Annotated in this window: 18 protein-coding genes; 5 read left to right on the forward strand and 13 right to left on the reverse strand. The window is 57.0% G+C overall.

Going from position 1 to position 19,138, the window contains the following annotated elements; genetic code table 11:
• The first annotated feature begins 10 nt into the window (after positions 1–10).
• Positions 11–1,243, forward strand: a complete 1,233-nt coding sequence (gltS, locus tag KA369_09305) for a sodium/glutamate symporter (GenBank protein ID MBP7736154.1) — start codon at positions 11–13, stop codon at positions 1,241–1,243.
• 56 nt (positions 1,244–1,299) lie between these two features.
• Here the strand turns inward: gltS and KA369_09310 are convergent, their stop codons facing one another.
• Genes KA369_09310 through KA369_09320 form a run of 3 tightly spaced genes read right to left on the reverse strand, consistent with a single transcriptional unit; the run spans position 1,300 to position 4,087 of the window.
• On the reverse strand, positions 1,300–1,671 hold the full coding sequence (locus KA369_09310) for a VOC family protein (GenBank protein MBP7736155.1): 372 nt from the start codon (positions 1,669–1,671) through the stop codon (positions 1,300–1,302).
• A 1-nt stretch (position 1,672) separates the two neighbouring features.
• Entirely contained in the window at positions 1,673–2,911 is a 1,239-nt protein-coding gene (locus KA369_09315) for an aminotransferase class III-fold pyridoxal phosphate-dependent enzyme (protein ID MBP7736156.1), read from the reverse strand.
• A 27-nt stretch (positions 2,912–2,938) separates the two neighbouring features.
• Entirely contained in the window at positions 2,939–4,087 is a 1,149-nt protein-coding gene (locus tag KA369_09320) for a DUF819 family protein (protein MBP7736157.1), read from the reverse strand.
• Positions 4,088–4,314: 227 nt separating this feature from the next.
• On the opposite strand from KA369_09320, the gene KA369_09325 reads away from it, so the two are divergent.
• The gene (locus tag KA369_09325; protein MBP7736158.1) at positions 4,315–5,073 is read left to right on the forward strand and encodes an SH3 domain-containing protein; all 759 of its coding nucleotides are present in this window, start codon (positions 4,315–4,317) and stop codon (positions 5,071–5,073) included.
• Positions 5,074–5,151: 78 nt separating this feature from the next.
• Here KA369_09325 and KA369_09330 read toward each other — a convergent pair whose 3' ends face one another.
• From KA369_09330 to KA369_09340, 3 genes are all read right to left on the reverse strand, one after another.
• Complete coding sequence (locus tag KA369_09330) at positions 5,152–6,273, reverse strand: epoxyqueuosine reductase (GenBank protein ID MBP7736159.1); 1,122 nt, start codon at positions 6,271–6,273, stop codon at positions 5,152–5,154.
• Positions 6,274–6,560: 287 nt separating this feature from the next.
• Entirely contained in the window at positions 6,561–7,142 is a 582-nt protein-coding gene (locus tag KA369_09335) for a TetR/AcrR family transcriptional regulator (GenBank protein ID MBP7736160.1), read from the reverse strand.
• Between the two features lie 84 nt (positions 7,143–7,226).
• A complete protein-coding gene (locus KA369_09340) occupies positions 7,227–7,931 on the reverse strand; it encodes a hypothetical protein (protein ID MBP7736161.1) in 705 nt (234 codons plus the stop codon).
• Positions 7,932–8,093: 162 nt separating this feature from the next.
• On the opposite strand from KA369_09340, the gene KA369_09345 reads away from it, so the two are divergent.
• Positions 8,094–8,759 (forward strand): GntR family transcriptional regulator, encoded by a 666-nt coding sequence (locus tag KA369_09345; GenBank protein ID MBP7736162.1) that lies wholly within the window; start codon positions 8,094–8,096, stop codon positions 8,757–8,759.
• A gap of 15 nt (positions 8,760–8,774) precedes the next feature.
• Here KA369_09345 and KA369_09350 read toward each other — a convergent pair whose 3' ends face one another.
• From KA369_09350 to KA369_09380, 7 genes are all read right to left on the reverse strand, one after another.
• Positions 8,775–11,087 (reverse strand): HAMP domain-containing protein, encoded by a 2,313-nt coding sequence (locus KA369_09350; GenBank protein ID MBP7736163.1) that lies wholly within the window; start codon positions 11,085–11,087, stop codon positions 8,775–8,777.
• Between the two features lie 339 nt (positions 11,088–11,426).
• Entirely contained in the window at positions 11,427–12,992 is a 1,566-nt protein-coding gene (locus KA369_09355) for a nickel-dependent hydrogenase large subunit (protein MBP7736164.1), read from the reverse strand.
• A 3-nt stretch (positions 12,993–12,995) separates the two neighbouring features.
• Positions 12,996–13,982 (reverse strand): hydrogenase small subunit, encoded by a 987-nt coding sequence (locus tag KA369_09360; protein ID MBP7736165.1) that lies wholly within the window; start codon positions 13,980–13,982, stop codon positions 12,996–12,998.
• Between the two features lie 78 nt (positions 13,983–14,060).
• Positions 14,061–14,456, reverse strand: a complete 396-nt coding sequence (locus KA369_09365; GenBank protein ID MBP7736166.1) for a cytochrome c3 family protein — start codon at positions 14,454–14,456, stop codon at positions 14,061–14,063.
• Positions 14,457–14,794: 338 nt separating this feature from the next.
• Positions 14,795–15,250, reverse strand: a complete 456-nt coding sequence (locus KA369_09370) for a hydrogenase maturation protease (protein MBP7736167.1) — start codon at positions 15,248–15,250, stop codon at positions 14,795–14,797.
• 26 nt (positions 15,251–15,276) lie between these two features.
• On the reverse strand, positions 15,277–15,498 hold the full coding sequence (locus KA369_09375) for a hypothetical protein (GenBank protein MBP7736168.1): 222 nt from the start codon (positions 15,496–15,498) through the stop codon (positions 15,277–15,279).
• A gap of 324 nt (positions 15,499–15,822) precedes the next feature.
• Positions 15,823–16,680, reverse strand: coding sequence for an ankyrin repeat domain-containing protein (locus tag KA369_09380; GenBank protein MBP7736169.1), 858 nt, complete (start codon positions 16,678–16,680; stop codon positions 15,823–15,825).
• 263 nt (positions 16,681–16,943) lie between these two features.
• Between KA369_09380 and creB the strand changes: the two genes are divergently transcribed.
• Positions 16,944–17,633, forward strand: coding sequence for a two-component system response regulator CreB (gene creB / locus KA369_09385; GenBank protein ID MBP7736170.1), 690 nt, complete (start codon positions 16,944–16,946; stop codon positions 17,631–17,633).
• Entirely contained in the window at positions 17,630–19,066 is a 1,437-nt protein-coding gene (creC, locus tag KA369_09390) for a two-component system sensor histidine kinase CreC (protein ID MBP7736171.1), read from the forward strand. The genes creB and creC overlap by 4 nt, the downstream gene beginning before the upstream one ends.
• Positions 19,067–19,138: the final 72 nt, after the last annotated feature.

The raw sequence follows: 19,138 nt of genomic DNA on the forward strand, positions 1-19,138 counted from the left end.
AATTCCCCGCATGTTCATTCTCGACATGATTCAGACCGTCGCCTTTGCCGGCCTGGTGGTATTCGCCGGGTACGGTATCAGGAAGATCGTCCCGGTACTGGCGCGGTACAACCTGCCGGCGCCGGTCCTGGGCGGGCTCGTCATCGCCCTGGTCAACCTGGCTGCGCGGGGCTTCGGCGGCAGCCCCTTCACCTTTGACACGTCCCTGCAGGCGCCCCTGATGACGGCCTTTTTCACCTCCATCGGCCTCGGGAGCAGCCTGAAACTCCTGCGTACCGGGGGAGTGAAAATCGTCACCTTCCTTATCATCGCCATATTCTTCACAATACTGCAGAACGCCATTGGCATCGCCGTGGCTGTGCCCCTGGGACAGCACCCCCTCTTCGGCGTGTTCAACTCCTCGGTGACCCTGGTGGGAGGGCCCGCCACGGGACTCGCCTTCGCCCCCCTCTTTGAGAAGGCCGGCGTTCCCGGCGCGTCGTCCCTGGCGGTGGCCTCGGCCATGACCGGCATCATCTGCGGCGGCCTCATCGGCGCCCCCATCGGCACCTGGCTCATCGAGCGGTACCGCCTGCGCCACGGCGCCGACAGCCCCATTCCCGGCCGCGTGCCGGCTTCGACCGAGATCGTGGAAGAGCAGATTGCCGAGGCTGATGGGGAGTCGCCGTCCGGGGAGGACCCGTCGGCCTATGCGCTGTTGAAAAACCTGGTGGCCATCCTCGCTGCCATGTGGATTGGGTACTGGATAAGCCGGGGCTTCACCGCCCTGGGGATGACGCTTCCCGCTTATATCGGCGCCATGTTCGCCGGCGCCATCATCCGGAACCTGGCGGACTTCACCGGCGTCATCTCCCTTTCGCAGAAGTCGATCGACGACATCGGCACCGTGGCCCTCACCCTCTTCATAGCCATGGCCATGATGACCCTGAAGCTCTGGGAGCTGGCGGACGTGGCCCTGCCGATGCTGGCGGTCGTGGCGGCGCAGGTCATCGTGGTCGGGGCAGCCTGCTTCTGGCCCCTCTTCAGGCTTTTCGGGAAGGATTACGACGGCGCGGTCACCTGCGCAGGCTTCTGCGGCTTCATGCTGGGGACCACGGCCAACGCCATGGCGAGCATGGAGTCCTTGGCCGAGCGGTACGGACCGGCGAAACGCGCCTTCCTGGTGGTCCCCATCGTGGGGGCCTTCTTCATCGACTTCGCCAACGCTATTATCATCACGGTGTTTCTGAATTTCTTTTCGTGACCGCAAACCTGATAGGCGCGCAAGCGCTTGCGCGCCTATCAGGTTTGCGGAGAATGTCACAGGTATTGTATCAGCTGTATGATTATGCCGTCCGGGTCGCGGATGAAGGCGATCTTCCGGTCCGGCCTGAACTGCGATACGGGCAGCATGAATTCAACGCCTTTATCCTTCAAGTCAGCGGCGGTTTTTTCTATATCATCCACCGTGAAGCAGAGGTGGTAAAGGCCTGAATGCTCCCTCATGTCCGCCTGTGTGTCCGCCGGCTTGCATGGCTCAATCTCGATGTTCACCGTGTCGTTGCCGACAAAATGATACATCTTCCCGAGCACTTCAATCTCTTCCAGCTTGCGGAATCCCAGAACATCGCAGTAAAAACGGATGGATCGACCAAGATCCGCGGTCTTAATTCCCACATGGTTCCACTTCATGTCAGCCCCCGAACTTCACTTTCGTCAGCTTGAAGCATTCCGCGGATACTTCTAGGGTTTTCCTGATATCGTCGTCGGTGATGGCTGCGCACACGAACCAGTTGTGGTGCGGGTGGAAGAAGATCCCCCGCCGGGACGCCTCGCCGCAGAAATACCGGTTCTTTTCGTGGCTGGCGTCGTTGTCGAAGTTCATGTAGGGCATCGCAGGCGGGCCCGAAAGGACCACCTTCATCCCCTCGGCTGCGGCAGCGTCGGCCAGGCCCTTAATGAGCTTCTTGCCCATGGCGTCGATCTTCTCAATGGCGCCGCTGGCCCTGTTCTCCTCTATGGCGGCCAGGGCCGCGGCAAAGGGAACGCCGGAGAAAAAGTGGGTGCCGGTGAAGTAGACCTTCGTGGCCGCCTCCATGAGCTCCTTTTTCCCCATGCCCACGGCTATGGGATAGCCGTTCGCCATGGCCTTGCCGAAGCACTGGAGGTCGGCGTCGTAGCCGTACCACTTGGCGCTCCCGGCCAGGTGCAGCCTGAAGCCGCATCGCACGTCGTCGATGATGACCTTGAAGCCCTCGCTCTTCGCCAGGGAATTGACCGTATCGACGAACTCCTTAGTGGGGAGCTCCTGGTCGACGAAGGCGTCGTGGCGGTGGGGGGTCAGCATGATTGCCGCGATCTTCCCTCTGTTCGCCTCGACCACGCTCTTCAATGAAGCCGGATTGTTATATTCAATGTAATGAATGTGGGCTTTCCATTCCTCTGGCACGCCGGCGCCGTGGGGCTGGCACCAGAAGTGGGACCCGTGGTAAGAGCCCTTCGCCAGGATCACGCCCCATTTCCCGGTGGCGACGCGCGCCACGGTCATGCAGTACGACGTGACGTCTGAGCCGTTCTTCCCGAATACGCACCAGTCGCCGTTGTGGATCGTCCCGGTCATCTTTTTCGCCAGGGGCACCCAGAGGTCGCTGGGCAGGGTGAAGCAGTCGGCGTTCTTCATCTGCTCCTGGACGGCGGCCTCGACCTTTGGATTTTTCAGGCCCAGGAGGTTCGTGCCGAAGGAGCACATGTAGTCTATATACTCGTTGCCGTCCACGTCCCACACCCGGCAGCCATCGCCGTGCTTCAGGAAGGCCGGGTAGGACCCGAAGGTGAGGAACCGCGGCGTCCGCGGACCGTAGATCCCGCCGGGAACGTATTTCTGGGCCTCCTCAAAGAGTTCATAGGATTTTGTGAATTCATAGAGCTTCATGGACGATTCCTCCGCTTCGATGTAAGTTTAAAATGGCAGATTATGGAGCAGGTAGGCGATGCCTATGCCGAGATAGGTCCCTACCACCCATCCGATGATACCTGTTACGACACCGGTGATGACGATCTCCCTGTTCTTGAGCGCCGACGCCACCATGGGCACCAGGGGCGGCGAGCAGATCCCAGCAACCGAGGTTATGATGACCGTATCTGCGTCGATCTTCAAAAAAGAAGCGAACATCACGTGCAGCAGCAGGCATACGAATATGGTAAAGGTCACATAGACCAGCATAACCGGCGCGGTTGTCAGGAGCTTGTTGATATTGGCCATGGAGCTCACCACCAGGCTGAACACCAGGATGAAATAGTTGCCAAGCTGGTAGGTCATCTTGATGTTCCTGATCTTTGGCACAAATGAACATACGATGCCGAGAGTCGCAATGACCAGGATCGAGACCACGAAGGCCGTGTCCTCGCTGAAAACCAGGAAAGCCGTCCCGCCGATGATAAAAATGAGTAATGCCAGCCCCAGCGCTCCGAGGAGGGGAACGGCTATGTCTTTCCTGAATATGCCGTCATAGGAATGGAAGTTGAAGGTCTCTTCCGGGGCGTTCACTCCGGCGGCCTTGAAGGGGGGCAGCACTTTAAGAAAAATCTTCTGCCCGATGGTCATGAGAAAGAGGAGGTACACCGCGGAAACAACCACGTCCGAAGTGTGGGCCGCCAGGTACAGGGTGCGGTCCGTCTGGAGGGCCGTGGCGATGGCCCCCAGGTTGACGGTGCCCCCGGTGTACACGCCGATAAACATGCCGGCTATCTTCCAGGTCTCGGGCCCCACATAGCTCATGAAAATAAAATAGCCGGCAGTGGCGACCGTCACAATGGCCAGGGCCTGCAGCGCGAAGGAGAGGATCGACTTACCCGCCAGCCTGGTCCAGCGCCTGACATCGAGTGAGAAGAACATGAGAGGGAGGGCCAGGCAGATATTGATCAGCATCAGGGGGTTCTGCACCTTGTCGAAGTTCTCCGGGAGAATGCCCACGTTGCCGATCAGGGCGCCGACTATGTAGCAGACGACGACGGCGCCGAGCTTATCCACGAATGAGTACTTTTTGCAGAGATAGATCACCAGGGCGGGAAAAAGCAGAAAGAAGAGCACCAGAATTATCGCCATCATGGAAACACTCCTGTTGTCGGGATGCCGGCATTTTTTGCTAAAAAGCGTTCATCTACTGAACATAATTCAGCAACCAGCCCCGATTGTCAAACAATTTTACTAAAAAGTTGATCCATGCCCGGGGTCAGATAAAAGCCGATTGACAAATCATCAATCGGAGTGAAATATCCATATCCAGCAAAATACCAAAATGGCTTTCACCGAACGCGCCCAAAGGAGGATCAACCATGAAAAAGACGCTTCTTATACCGCTTCTTGTGCTGATTCTATCTCTTCCGGTTTTGCCGGAAATACCGCTGGGCACATTCAGCAACATGGAGATGTCCCCGGAAACAGGAGACCTCACCGGGTCCGAGATCACCCTGAAAAAGGAGCGGGACGGACTGTCCGGAGAATACACCGTCGCCATGGGAGAGAAAATGCCGCCGGCGCCGCTCCGCTCCATCAACTGCGACGAAAAAGCCGGGACCTGTTCCTTTGTTTTCAAGGAGAGCGGGATTAATAAAGAGTGCTCCCTGCTAAGGATAAAGGGAGGGGCTATTCTGACCTGCAAGGGAGAGCGGGCCTCCCTTCTCTTCGATAACGGCAAGAGGATCGAGCTCCCCCCGGTCGACCGGCTCTGTTTCGCCAGCGGCCCCGTATACGGCACAAAAAGAGGCGATGGAGCGGTCCTCTATACCCTCGGTCAAAACACCCGGGTCACCCTGAAACGGCTGCCTGATGACGGCGATTCCCTCGCGGAAGTGGAGCACGGCGGGAAAAAGGTCTTCATACGGGGAGGGAATTTATTCAGAACGCGTCCCGGGGTCATCACCGGCGACAACGTGCGCCTGAGGAAAAAGCCGTCCCTGGACGGTGAGATCATCACCGTGTTCAGGAAGGGCACCCTTGTGGGCTACATGTACATGGAGAATGAAAAATGGGTCCGCGTCACCTGCCGGGGGCAGATCGGCTATATCGCCTCGGAATTCATCGCGTCCGATTGATCCTCGATACGGGCCGGGCCGATCCTATCACAGATGGCGTGTCTTGCATTACTCCCCGAACGGGAATTGTTACGCTATTCACGGACATCCGTCCAGCGCCGCCTCTATCTCCTCCTTCACCGGTCCGCTGCTTTTCCCATGGAAGGATCTGAGCGCCTCAATCGACACTGAGCCGCCGATCCGTCCCAGGGCCCAGGCGATCATCCCCAGGGTCCGCTCGTCCTCATTTTCGTCAAAGGCGCGGACCAGGTCGGGTACATAGCCTTCGTCCAGGCTGTTCCCCATGGCGCGGGCCGCGTTCATCTTCCACTTCCAGAGCCTGTCCGGCCTCATGTAGAACATGCGGGGCCATATCCTGGCTGTGAAATAATCGCGGTCCATGCGCAGGAGCGCCCTGAGCTCGAAATCACCGGCCCGGGCGGCCACGCGCGGATTCCCGGGGAGCTCCTTCGCAAGCCAGGGCCTGTTCCTCGGGCACACATTCTGGCAGATGTCGCAGCCGTACACGTACATTCCCATCGGCTCCCGCAGCTCCCGCGGCGTGATCTCGTCGCCATAATAGGTCATGTAGGATATGCACCGCCTCGGATCGATGGTCCCGTTCCCCTTCAGCGCCCTGGTGGGACATGCCGCGACGCAGGCGTTCCTGCACCAGTCGGGGCATTCTATCCGCACCGTGGGCTCGCCCGGCGCGAACTCACGGTCCACCACAAGGGTGATGGGGAATACCCAGGAGCTCCGGCGGGCGGCACGGCCTGCGTAGAAAAGGCAGTTCTTTCCCAGTGTGCCGAGGCCTGCCCTCGCCGCCGCCACCCGGTGCGGCAGATTGAAGGGGACCTTCGAATCGACGCCGTTGTCGCGCAGAAAGGAGCGGAACGCCTTTATCCTGAGGGCGAGGCCGTCCTTCGTTACCCGGTCGTCGTCAAGGTAGCAGCGGCCGAAATTGCCCTCCAGGGAACGGGGGAAGGCCTCGCCGCAATAGCATTCGAGGAGAACGATGATCGACTTCGCCCCGGGAAGGACCGTTTTGGGATCGGTTCCGTCCATGAGCGCCAGGCCGGACTTTTCGGCCCATCCATATTCTTCCTGTCGTTCGAGGAGGAACTGCCGGTGCGACTCGAAGGGCTCCGCCGTGGTGAAGCCGGCGTCAACGAAACCGAGATCGAGGGCCTTTTCGATTATATCATGTTCTTTTATCATTGTATTGCTCCTTTTAATTAAACCCTCACCCGCCCCTCCAGGGCACGCCGAGCGCTTTTTGGCCGTCCTGGCCGCGCTGGGAGCGGTCAGGATGGCCGCCTGCAGACGCGGGACATGGATGTACCGAATGCGTCTGCCACTGAAACGTCCTGTTCGGCGCCTCTCCCATTAAACTCGGAAATAAGGAGAGGGTTTCTTTGCAACCCGGATTTTTCCGTGGACATCCCCCTCTCCTTTCTTCATCTTTTTATGGGAGAGGGGGATCGAGGGGGTGAGGGCATCCAACACTATTTAATCCCGATCAACTTCTCAATATATCCTATGCATTCAACAATAGGCTCTTCCCGCTTATACAGGCGCGCCATCATGATGCTTCCCTCCATGGCCGCGACGATGTGTCTCGCCATCGGCTCCGGCTTGATCCCGGGAGGGACCTGTCCCAACTTCCCGGCTTCGCGTAGATGCCGCGCCAGTATCTTTACCCAGCGATCGAAGACCTCCCGCACCAGGACGGCGTATTCCTCGTCAGTGTCGCTCATTTCAAGGGCCGTGTTGCCGAAGAGACAGCCGCCGACAAATCCCCTTCCCCGGTGATACCTGAGGACTGCGCCGAGGATATCCCCTATCTTCCCGAGGGGATCGCTCCTCGTGACGCTATCCGAGAGATATTCAAAGTACCGGTCCGCCGCTTCCCTCAGGAGGGCCCGCCCCAGCCCATCCTTGCTCGAAAAGTGGAAATAGAGGTTCCCCTTTTTCACCCCCGTTTCATCGATAATGTCCTGGACGCTGGTGTTCCGGAATCCCTTCCTGTTTATGAGGGCCACTGTAGCGTCCAGCACGCGGGCGCGGGTATCTTCACCTTTTGTCATCGGCTTAAGCTCCCCGATATTTTATACTGACCGTTTGGTACATTATTTTTCAGGCTGATTTCTGTCAAGGACAATACGACGACGTCAGCGATAGTCGTGAATGACGCGATAGATTTCCTTCGGATCGCGGCCGATCTCGGATTTTATCCCCGAGTTGCGCCTCGTCCTGCCGGCGTAATACTTGAAGATCGGCCCGGACCTGTCCTCGTCGCACCGGATGCAGTCGTTCAGGCTCCCGTCGGCCCTGTTCAGGGGCTCCCGCTTCATCCATGACAGGAGGCAGGTCCCCAGGCAATGACGGGCCGTGTTCCGTATATTGTAGTACCATGTCAGTGCGCAGGGGCCCGTGAATCCCATTGACCCGAGGCACGACAGGATGCCGCACCGCGTCATCCTGAACGAACAGGACCGCACGGCATAGGTCATGTCCCGGCGCTCCAGGTACACGGCCAGGTCCTTCAGGGTCGAGCAGGTCCCGCAGTATCCCCGGTGGGTCACGGCGTAACCGGATCGGGCGGCGTCCGCCTCATCCCGGAAGGTCCGGATGGAATATCTTTTCCGGCTGACGTCGGCGAACCTGAACCCGCATACGGCTGATTTCATGGTGTGATCGCCCGGGGGATCCGTTCCGTTCCGGTATGGGTCTTCTTCTATGGTAATCGGATTGACGATGGAGGTCTCCGCAAGGCGCCCCGGGAAATGAGCGGCGGGCACGTCACGGCCGCCGTATGCTATCAGCGCCGCCGCCACGAGGGCCGATACGACACAGGCAAAAATTATTTTATACATACACCTAATTATCCCGTTGCCACGTTCCGCTCCAATGAGCGGTGTTATGCTGAGCCTGCGGAATAAAGCGGTCAACGCATATTTATGTTGACAATCGCCGACATTTAAAAAAAGGTTTACAAAAAATGAATAATGCATCTTCTCATTATCGGGGGGAAAATAATGGATTTCAAACCGTCTAAGAACCTTGCAGAACAGATCGCGCAGTACCTGGGCGATAAAATAATCCTCTTTCAACTGAAGCCGGGCGAACGGCTTATCGAGGAAGACCTCGCCCGCGAGCTCGGCGTAAGCCGCAGTCCCCTGCGGGAGGCCCTTCGCATCCTCGAAAAAAAATGGCTGGTGGACCTTATCCCCCGCCGCGAGGCGCGCGTATCGGTCCTTAACGAAGAGATGCTCATGTCTACCGGCGACATTCTAAAAGAGCTGTACGGCCTGGTCGCGCGCAGGGCCGCTGAATTCGGCACCAAGGATGAGCTCGACCTGGTATCAAAAAAATTGACCATTTGCGAAGAATGCGCCAAAAACGACGACCGCCGCGGGTACTTTGACGCCCTCATGGAATTTGAGGCCGCCTGCCTGAAGGCGGCGAAGAATGTCGTCCTGAATATATTACTGAAAGACCTGTGGCCATCGACCCACCGCGTCCAGTACGCCACCATCAGGCTCAGGACCGAGAGTCTCACGGATTCCATCAAATACTTCCGCCAGGCCCTTCCATATATAATGGAGCGGAACGGGGACAAGGCCGCCGCCATCATCCGCGAGATCATCGCAATTGAAACGCGGTACAGCGTGAAATACTATTCCCAGTTCGGCACCCTCTAAAAACCGCGACGGGGATCATGTCCTGAACTGCGCCACCAGCGCCATCAGCTCCTGCGCCTGCCGCATCATCTCTTCGCTCGCCGAAGCGGTTTCCTCAACCATCGAGGCGTTTTGCTGGGTCATCTGGTCCAGATCGGAGATCGCGGTATTAATCTGATCCATGCCCTGACGCTGCTCCACGGTGGCGTCCGTTATTTCCGACATGATGCGGGCCGACTCCTTGGCCGTGCCCGCGATATCGCCCAGGGCTTCGCCGGTGCGCAGCACCAGGTCGGTGCCCTTCTCCACCGTGCGAATCGTCTCCTTGATCAGATCCTCGATCTCCTTCGCCGCATTGCCGGAGCGCTGAGCCAGGTTCCGCACCTCTCCCGCGACAACGGCAAAACCGCGCCCCTGCTCCCCGGCCCGGGCCGCCTCGACCGCGGCATTGAGGGCCAGGAGGTTCGTCTGGAAGGCGATCTCGTTTATCATTGCGGTGATATCGGCGATGCGGCCGCTCGCACTGTTCATGTCGTTTATGGCGCCTATCGCGTCCTTGGCGACGGCGTTGCCATGCACCGATTTTTCCGCTCCCTGATCGGTAAGGGAGCGCGCCCTGATGGCGTTCTCGGCGTTCTGGTTGATGATGGAGGTCGCTTCCTCTATCGTTGAGGCGACCTCCTCCAGGGAGGAAGCCTGTTCCGCCGTGCGCTGGGACATGTTCTGGTTCCCATTGGCTATCTGATCGACCACCTGCGAAAGATTCTGAGACGATGTGTTCACCGTAGCAATCATGCCGCGCACGTTTTCAATGGATTTATTGAGGGCCTCGACCAGCAGGCCCATCTCATCCCTGACAATATCCTCGTACTTCCTTGTGAAGTCGCCTTGCGCGACGCGGTCAAGGACCGATATGGTATTCCTGATAGGATCCGTGAAGCGCCTGGCAATGACGAACAGCGTGGCTACCGTAATGAAAAAGAGCACCACGAGCAGCACGATGACTTTGAGCAGGATACTATTGAACTCCGAATAATAGGCGGACGGGTCGTTAAGTATTGTGATGGTGCCGTCAATAAGGGGGAACTTCGACGTCAGGGCAATCTTCTTCTTCCCGTTGAAGGTGATTTTGTAAGCATCATCTTTCGGCGCAACAAGGGCCGCCGTTGCCTCAAACTTCGTGCCGTCATCCTTGATCTCCTTGCCGACAATCTTGTTCAGCAACGCGGTGTCGGGGCACGCCACAACCACCCCCTTCTTTGATACCAGAACATACTCCACCTTGTTTTCCGCTCCCGCCTTGTTGAGGAATTCGCGCATCGAGTCAAGGGGGATCGTGACGCCGAAAGCGCCCTCGACCCGATCCTGCGCCATGACCGGCACCGCACCCACGATGACATCCTTATTTATCGCGCGGCTTTTTACCACGTCGGAAAAAACTGTTTTTTTCGTCTCAAGGAGCTCCTTGAAATATTCCCGGTCCGCCACATTGCCTAAAGTGCCGTTATGGACAACCGCCGAACCGTCGGCCCGGGCCGCGTAATACGCCTCGACAATGCCCTTGCGCTGCTGGAAAAGAGTGTTCAGAAGCGGCCGCACCTGGTCCGGGTTGACCGTCGCATATCCGCCTGTCTCGGCCAGGACCCGCAGGTCGTTGGTCAGGCTCCCCAGTATCTCCTCGGTGCCGCGGCCGGTCTTCTCCAGCATGAGCTTCATGGATGTTTTTGAAAGAGACAGGACGTTGTCCGCGGCAATCTGGTAAACGCCTATGCCGGTTGCGCAGAGCAGCAGCATCAGCATGGACACAATCGGCACCGAAAGCTTCATGAATATTGACAGCGGCTTGTAATCAATGTACTGCCGGAGCGGATACAGCTCCATGCTGGAGATATAATAGAGGACCATCGCCACGACAAGGGCTGTAAACTGCCCCATGGTCATGAAGAGAAACGCCTGTTGAAAGGAGATCATGGTATTCATCATGATACCCAATATTCCGAAGAGGATCGGTCCGCACCAATTACCGAAGAACAGAAACAGGGACATTTTCAAAGGATATGATTTTACAAGTTTCAATGCTTCGTTTCTATCAATGGTCAGGGAATTATTCTTGAGCTCCAGGATAATTGTCCGCAGCTTACGCGTAAGGAAATACAGATACAGGGATATGATGACGATGATCGGGGGCGCCAGCAGGGCGAGGATTTTGAGCACGGAAAGAAAACTATCCATGCCGATCATGTATACCATGAAAACGCAGATCACGATAGGATCAGCAATGAAAAATACCAGCATTAAAAGGAATAGAAAATAAGGCACGTTTTCAACAGGGCGGGAATTGTTCGTCATTGCAGCCACCTCCGCACATTGGACATGAATTAAATCTCAATTAGATTCAGCTGACAAGCGATTCACATAAGAAACTCTGATAAGAATAATATACTATGTTTTCGATTAATGAGAAACACTTTTCCCCAATTATCCCAAAATTGGGAAATCCGTCATTTTCTCAGCCAGGATTTCATGGCATTGATTGTGATCATAACAACGGCGGATTCATGTATTGACGCGATCCGTATAGTTCCGAAGCCGATTTCGGCGAGGAAAAGCCGACTAACAATGCGGGCAAACAAAAACGAAGGCGAGGATGCGCATCCTCGCCTTCGTGTCATTTCTTGAGAGTAAAGCCTAGCAGACCTTGAACGTGCCGAGATCCTTGTCTCCCTCGACAACGTGGACCGCGCAGGCGATACACGGGTCAAAGGACCGCACCACGCGGGCGGCCTCGATGGGATTCTTCGGGTCGGAAATCGGTGTGCCGATGAGGGCCTGCTCGACGGGGCCCTTGACGCCGTCGTCGCCGCGTGGGCCGCAGAACCAGGTGGTGGGAACGACCGCCTGGTAGTTGGCGATCTTCTTGTCCTTCACCACGATCCAGTGGCCCAGGGCGCCCCGGGACGCCTCGACGAGTCCCATGCCTTCGCCGGTGTCGGGGATGTCGAATGAGTTCCTCGGCTTGCCGTTCACGTCAAGCTCGTCGATCCACTTGTCCATCTCGGCGACGATGAGCTTCGCCTCGATGGCGCGGGCGGCGTGCCGTCCCAGGACCGAGAACACGGCGTTGATGTCGGCGTTAAAAACTTTCAACAGGTCATCGACTTCCTTCTTGACGGCGGCGTTGCCGGAGAGGTAGCTGATGACCACGCGGGCCAGGGGACCGACTTCCATGCCTTTCCCGTCGTACCGCGGCGCCTTGAGCCAGGTATAGGCCCCGCCCTTTCCGGGCTGCGGCTCGGTCTGTCCCTGGAAGGGGTGCAGGTTCGAACCGGAGCTGTAGCGGGAGTACTTGACCTGCTCCTTGATCTTCTCGGCGTCGAAGGTCTCGAGCTTGGTGCCGTAAGCCACGCCGCGCTGGAGGAAGAACTTCTTGTCGTCGACATCCTGCTCGAAGAGACCGTAGGAGAGGAAGTTCGTGAATGCCCCGATCTTGAAGTAGTCTTTAAAGGTTTTCGCCACGGCGATGACATGGTTCATGTACACGTCGTTGACGAAGTTTTCGATCTCCTTGATGTGCTTCTTGTATTCCTTGATCATGGCGCGGGTCGGCACCTGGGTGACGCCGCCGGGAACCAGGCCGATGGCGTGGGGAGCGCGGCCGCCGATAGCCGCGACCATCTTATGGGCCTTCATCCTAATTTCAAGGGCCTTCACGTAGCCGGCAATCGCGTCGATGTTGGTGTCGACGTCCTTGATGTAGAAGTTACCTTCGTAGCGGGGCAGGAAGGGCGCGCCGGCGGTAAGGGCGTCGGCCCGGCCTTTCTTGGTCTTGACTTCGTTCTCCACCCATGCCTTCAGGTTATTCATCTTGGAATCGCCGCCGTTGTATTTAAGCAGGGCGGTGATGTCCACAAAATCCAGGGCAGCCAGATGATAGAAGTGAATCAGGTGAGAATGCATGTAGTTCGCCGCCAGCATCAGGTTCCGGAGAACCCGGCCGTTGTTGTTCGGCTTGATGCCGAAGGCGCCTTCAAGGCACTTGCTGGAAGCGATGCCGTGGGAAATGGGGCACACGCCGCAGATCCGCTGGGAAAGCTGGTTCGCGTCGAGAGGATTTCGCCCCTGGAATATCTTTTCGTAACCGCGGAACATGTCGCCGATGCTTTTCGCGTCGACGATCTTGCCGCCTTCAACGTCTATTTCTATTGAAAGATGACCTTCGATCCTTGTTATGGGATCAATTAATACCTTAGCCATGTGTTACACCTCCGTCCTGTGTTTGAAAACCGACACCCGGTGCTCAGGCTTGATGATACGCTCGTTCCGGGCGGTCAGGTGTTTGAAGACGCCCCGCTTGCCGTAATCCGGGAATACGTCCTCGGTGCAGCCGATGCAGCCCGCGCCGCACTGGGTGCAGGAATTGACGCCGCCGAGCCACTTCCGGGCGGGAATATCGCAGCATGAATCCATGCCGAGGCAGCCGACATTGTAGAGGCATCCTTCATCGCCCCAGTTTTTCGCGAACTGGCCGGCCTTGTAATAGCTCAGGCGCTCGCACTGCTCGTGCACCGTCTTGCCGTAATACATCTTCGGCCTGTTATACTCGTCAAGCTCGGGCATGCCCTTCAGAAGCACGTGCAGGAGCGTGCCCACCATCCAGTCGGGATGGGGCGGACAGCCGGGGATATTCAACACGGTCTTGCCTTTCATAAGCTGGCCGAGGCTGACCGCGCCGGTGGGATTGCCGGTGCCGTTCCGCATTTCGCCGGCCGGTATGCCGCCGTAAGCGGCGCAGGTGCCGACGGAAACCAGGGCCTTGGCGTTGGCGCCGAGCTTTTCGATCCACTCGCGGGCGCCGATGAGCCTGCCGTCCATCTCGCCGATGGTGCAGTACTTGTCATCCTTGGTGGGGATGGAGCCCTCGACTATGAGCACAAAATCCTTCCGGTTTTTCTTGACCGCTTCCTCCAGGACACTGATCGCCACGTGGCCGGTGCCTGCCATAAGCGTCTGGTGGTAATTCAGGCTGATGTACTCCGTTATGACCGAGACGATGCTCGGGTCCATCTTGTTCAATATCGATACCGAACAACCGGAACAGGACTGGGCCTGTATCCATATGACCTGAGTCCGCTCAGCGGCTTTTTCAAGCGCCTTCTTGCATCCCTGTAGTATTACCGAGGGAAAGGCGAAAGCGGCTGTCGTTCCGCCCATAATCTTCAAGAAGTCCCTTCTGTTCAAAGACATACATATCCTCCTCTTTTTGTTTAATGAGTCGCGGCTTCCGGGATCAATCCCACCGCTCATTATTGAAATCGACTGAAATCAATGACATTCCTTGCATCGCTGCGGGCCTTCCTTTTTCTTTATGTGGCAATCCACACACAGGCCATGCATCGTCTCATAGCCATTGTCGCCCTTGTGGCAATACGCGCATTGCTTTATCCTTTCAGGGTTAGCTTTTTTATGATGGCAATCATTACAATTCACTCCCATCTTTTCATGGGTCTTATGGGAAAACTTGACCGCACCGACAGCGCTTTTCATCGGAGAAGATCCGTCGGCGGACTTGCCATATGCGGTTGTCTTTGAAATGGTTACCATATCGGGGTATTCTTTCCCCGCAACCCAGGGGTCAAGGCTGCAGGCGTTTACCATGAAAGCGGTCAATGCGGTAATAGATGTGATAAATACTTGCTTACACCTCACGGCATTCTCCATATAATTATTTTACCTGTACAATCTGAAAGATTTTATTCAGGACATCTACATCCTTTCTGTTAATTTTAGCATACATGTCAACAAAAAAGTTCGTTTTTGAAATATTTTGTTATTTTTTGTTATAAAAAGAGATGGAGGGAGGGCAACAAAGAAGCTTAATCACTCGACCAATGGCTATAAAAGGATAATTATTAGAGTTGTTGCAAATCTGAATCTTTTAATAGGGGTTAAGGGGCGAAGCCCCTTAAAAGCCCCCCGCAGGGTTATCCTGCGAGCGCGAGACGCAGTTTCGCAACAAGTCTATTGAATCAGTCACGATATCTTGATACGTTGTGAATTCAATGAGTAGCGGCATCCAGGATCACTTCAACCGCGCGGGGAATTGAATCCAGAACCGCCTGACTAATCGTCGTATCCACGTCGCTTATATTCTCCGGGACAATCCCGACAAATTCAATCTCAGGATTGCTATCCATGATCCGAAGAGTTTTGATCACTTCCATTATCCCCACTTCATGCATCGAGATCTGCGCGCGACGCTCGACCGCATGTTCGGGAGAAAACCGGTATATGCTCCCCGGCCTGTCGTCGGTCTTGAGGGCGTCGACGATCACGATCTTGTCATAACCGTCGATCAGGCCCAGCAGGTCAAAACCGGCCGTGCCGCCGTCGAGGAGCTCCACTCCCTCCGGAAGGGGCATTCCCGATACTTCCATGTGTCTTACCAGATATACGCCGAGACCGTCATCACATCTCAACGTGTTGCCGATACCCAATATCAGTACTTTCCGCATCGCCACCCGCTTTCACTGTCCAATAATCACTGCTTGTCTGTTGCCGTGTGGCATTTAAGACAAGTGTCTTTGGTTATCTGGACAATATCCTTCTGGTGGCAGTTCGAGCAGTTTCTGATCCTGTCCGGATTCTCCCACTTGTGATGGCATTTATAGCAGTCAATACCCATTTTCTCGTGGGTCTTATGTACGATGTCCATTTCATCTTTGGTGCTTTGCGTGGACACAATGCGTGTCAACTCGGCCATGTCGGTTGGGCCTTTCTTTTTGCAGGAAAGAACAAAGGCGGGGATCATGAGGATTAAAACACAGGATGTTAAGGGGATTAGTCTTTTCATACTGCCTTTACTATGTATATCCGACAATATTGATCCTCATTATTCGTTTCTGTAACCATATTAATGATTACCGGGAATCTTTATGAAACTCATTGATAACAATTCCCAATAGTCATCAAATAATTATCAATCAAATTCAAAGCAAATATAAGTTACGCCAACCTAACTTTTTGCGGCGGGGTGTCAACAGATTTTTCGAGATAGGATAAAAATAACAGTAAAAAAACGGAGGCGCTACTCCTTTGCGCCCGCGGCTTTAAGGAGATTGGCCACTTCCTCATGACCGTACTGGAGCGCCTTTGTCAGGGCCGTCTGCCCGAAGTTGTCCCTGGCGTTCATATCGGCCTGGTGCTTGATCAAGAGCTTCACCACGCCTGCATGGCCGTTCAGGGACGCCAGCATCAGGGCCGTTATACCGTAGGAATCGGCAAGTGTTATTTTCGCATTGACACGGGCCCCTGCGCCGAGGAGCAGCGCAGCCGCGTCCCCATGGCCGGCATAGGCGGCCCTGAGGAGCGGTGTCCAGCCGCCGTTATCCGTCGCGTTCACGCCGGCGTTTTTCTTCAAGAGGAGCTTCACCGCACCGTCATGCCCCGCGCCGGCCGCCATGAGGAGGGGGGTCCTGCCATGGTTGTCCCGGGCGTCGATCTGGGCGCCCACCCTGGTCAGGTAATCCATCACATCGATGGAACCGTTTTCCGCAGCCCGCATAAGGGCCGATACGCCGTCGTTGTCTTTCGTGTTTACCGCCGCGCCACCGACAATAAGGGCTCTGACCGTCTCAACGGAACCGCTTTCCGCCGCAGCCATGACGGCGGTCCGGCCGTTGATATCTTTCATGTTAATATCGGCCTTTTTCCCAATCAGAAGTGTCACAATTTCGCTTTTCCCGGCTTCCGATGCGGCCATCAGGGCGGTCACACCGTCTCCATTCTTCGCATCCACGGGGGCGCCGGCTGCAAGGGCGGAACGGACTCCCTCCGCATCGCCCTCACGGGCAGCCCTGACGAGGTCTTCGTTGACTCCGCCATAGGCCAGCGACCAGACGCACAATTGGACAAGAAACAATGCGGCACCGATATTCCGTCCCATGGGTTCCCTCCTCGCATACCAGCCCCGAGCCTGACGGGGCGCTTTCGCCGCAGCCTGCGACATCACCGCGCCTAGTATCATCCTTATTTTACGAATTGTCTATATTTTTTTGGCCCATCAGTGAAAATCGGAACGAAGAACCGGCGAGGCTTGCGGACGACGGAGACGGCAGGCCTTTCATCTCAATCCAGGAAATTGCACTTGACTGAGGCGCTTCGATCGGCCATTATCGCGGGGAACGAGCGCCTGTACTCTCATCGCCTATGCCGGAAAAACAGACCATCCTCATCATCGAAGACGAGCCGGGCATCGCCGACACCGTGACCTATGCCCTGGAGCGCGAAGGGTTCCTTCCCCTCTGGGCGCCCACCGGCGCCGAGGGCATGGCGCGCCTGGATAGCGGCGGCGTCGACCTGGTCATCCTGGACATCGGCCTCCCCGACATATCCGGCTTCGACCTGGTTAAGGCGATCAGGAAGCGATCCGCCATGCCGCTCCTGGTGCTCACCGCGCGGTCCGGCGAGATCGACCGCGTCCTGGGCCTGGAGCTGGGCGCCGACGACTACATCGTCAAGCCCTTCAGCCCGCGGGAACTCGTGGCCAGGGTCAGGGCGGTGCTGCGGAGAAGCGGCGGCGATAATAACACGGCTGTTCCCGGGAGCGCGTCCTTCTCCATAGACGCCGAACGGAGGCAGATCACCTACCGCGGAGAGCGGCTGGACCTTGCCCGCTACGAGTACGAGATCCTCTGCCTCCTTATCAGGCGCCCCGGCTGGGTTTTCACGCGGGAAAAGATAATGGAGATGGTGTGGATCGAGCCTGACGAGAGCTTCGAGCGCACCGTGGACACGCACATCAAGACCATACGGGCGAAGCTGCGCGCCGTGGACCCCGGCACCGACCCGATCATGACGCACCGCGGCGTGGGATACTCCCTCAGGGAGGGCCTGTGAGAATCCGCACGCGCATCCTCATCGGCTTCATCCTTCTTTACGCCGCCGGATCCTATTTCGTGTTCGACATGGTCGTCAGCGACATCCGGCCGCGCTACCTCGAGGCGGTGGAGGAATCCCTTAACGACACGGCGCACCTGATGGCGGCGCTCATAGAATCGGACATGAGGAAGGGGAAATCCCCCTACGAATCCCTGGACGCCGTATTCGGCGCCGTGGCGGGCAAAAAAATCTCCTCCCGCATCTACGGCCTCACCAAGACCGATATCAACCTTCAGGTATACGTGACCGACGCGCGGGGCATTGTTCGCTATGATTCAAAGGGCGGTACAAGCGTGGGGAAGGATTTCTCCCGGTGGAACGACGTGCACCGGACCCTGGACGGTGTCTACGGCGCCCGGTCATCCCGCGCGGTGAAGAGCGATCCCTCGACGAACGCGCTGTACGTGTCCGCGCCGGTTCGTCACGGAGGCGCGATAGCGGGCGTCGTCACCGTGGTGAAGCCGGAAAACAGCGTCACCCTCTTCATGGCCCTCGCCCGGAGAAAGATCATAATGGCGGCCGTCATCTCCTGCCTGGCCTTCGCGGCCCTGGGAGTGCTCCTTACCCTCTGGATCAACAGGCCCATCGCCAGGCTCTTCGGCTACGTGACGTCGCTGCGTGCCGGCGGGCGCCCGGCGTTCCCCCGCCTATCCGCGGCCGAGATCCGCGACCTGGGCGTCGCCTTTGACGAGATGCGCGCCGAGCTCGAGGGCAAGAACTACATCGAAGGCTACGTCCAGGCCCTCACCCACGAGCTCAAGAGCCCCCTCTCGTCGATCCGCGGCGCAGCCGAGCTCCTTGACGACGACATGACCGACGACCGTAGAAAAATTTTTCACCGGACCATCCGCGATGAAACGGGCCGCATCGACACCATCATCGAAAGACTTCTTCAGCTGACCGCCCTCGAGAAGCGGAAGCACTTGAACAATGTCGAGACCATCGATCTTGAAGGCGTCGCCGCCGAGGTCATGGCGAGCCTGGAGCCCCAGGTTCTCAAGGCGGGCATACAGATAAAGAATGCCGTGGACCCCGGCCACAGGGTCGCCGGGGAAAAATTCCTCATCACCCACGCGGTGCTGAACCTGGTCAAGAACGCGGTCCAGTTCACCCCCGCCGGCGGCACGGTCACCCTTTCATCATCGGCGCAGCAAGAATTCACCCTGCTCACCGTAACTGATACCGGCAGCGGCATCCCTGATTACGCGCTGGAGAGGGTCTTCGACCGTTTCTATTCCCTTCCGGGGAGGGACCGCACGCGGGGCACCGGCCTGGGCCTCCCCTTCGTGCGCGAGGTCGCCCTTCTCCATGGCGGATATGTCAAGGTGCGCAACAATGATGGCGGCCCCGGCGTTACCGCGACACTTTCGCTGCCGGCCAAGCGCTCCTGACAGCGCATTAACACTATCACGAAATTTTTGGCATACTTAAATTAATTTCTCGATTTTTTTCCGGTGATTTTG

The organism is Spirochaetota bacterium (assembly GCA_017999915.1).
Classification (GTDB): Bacteria; Spirochaetota; UBA4802; order UBA4802; family UBA5550; genus RBG-16-49-21.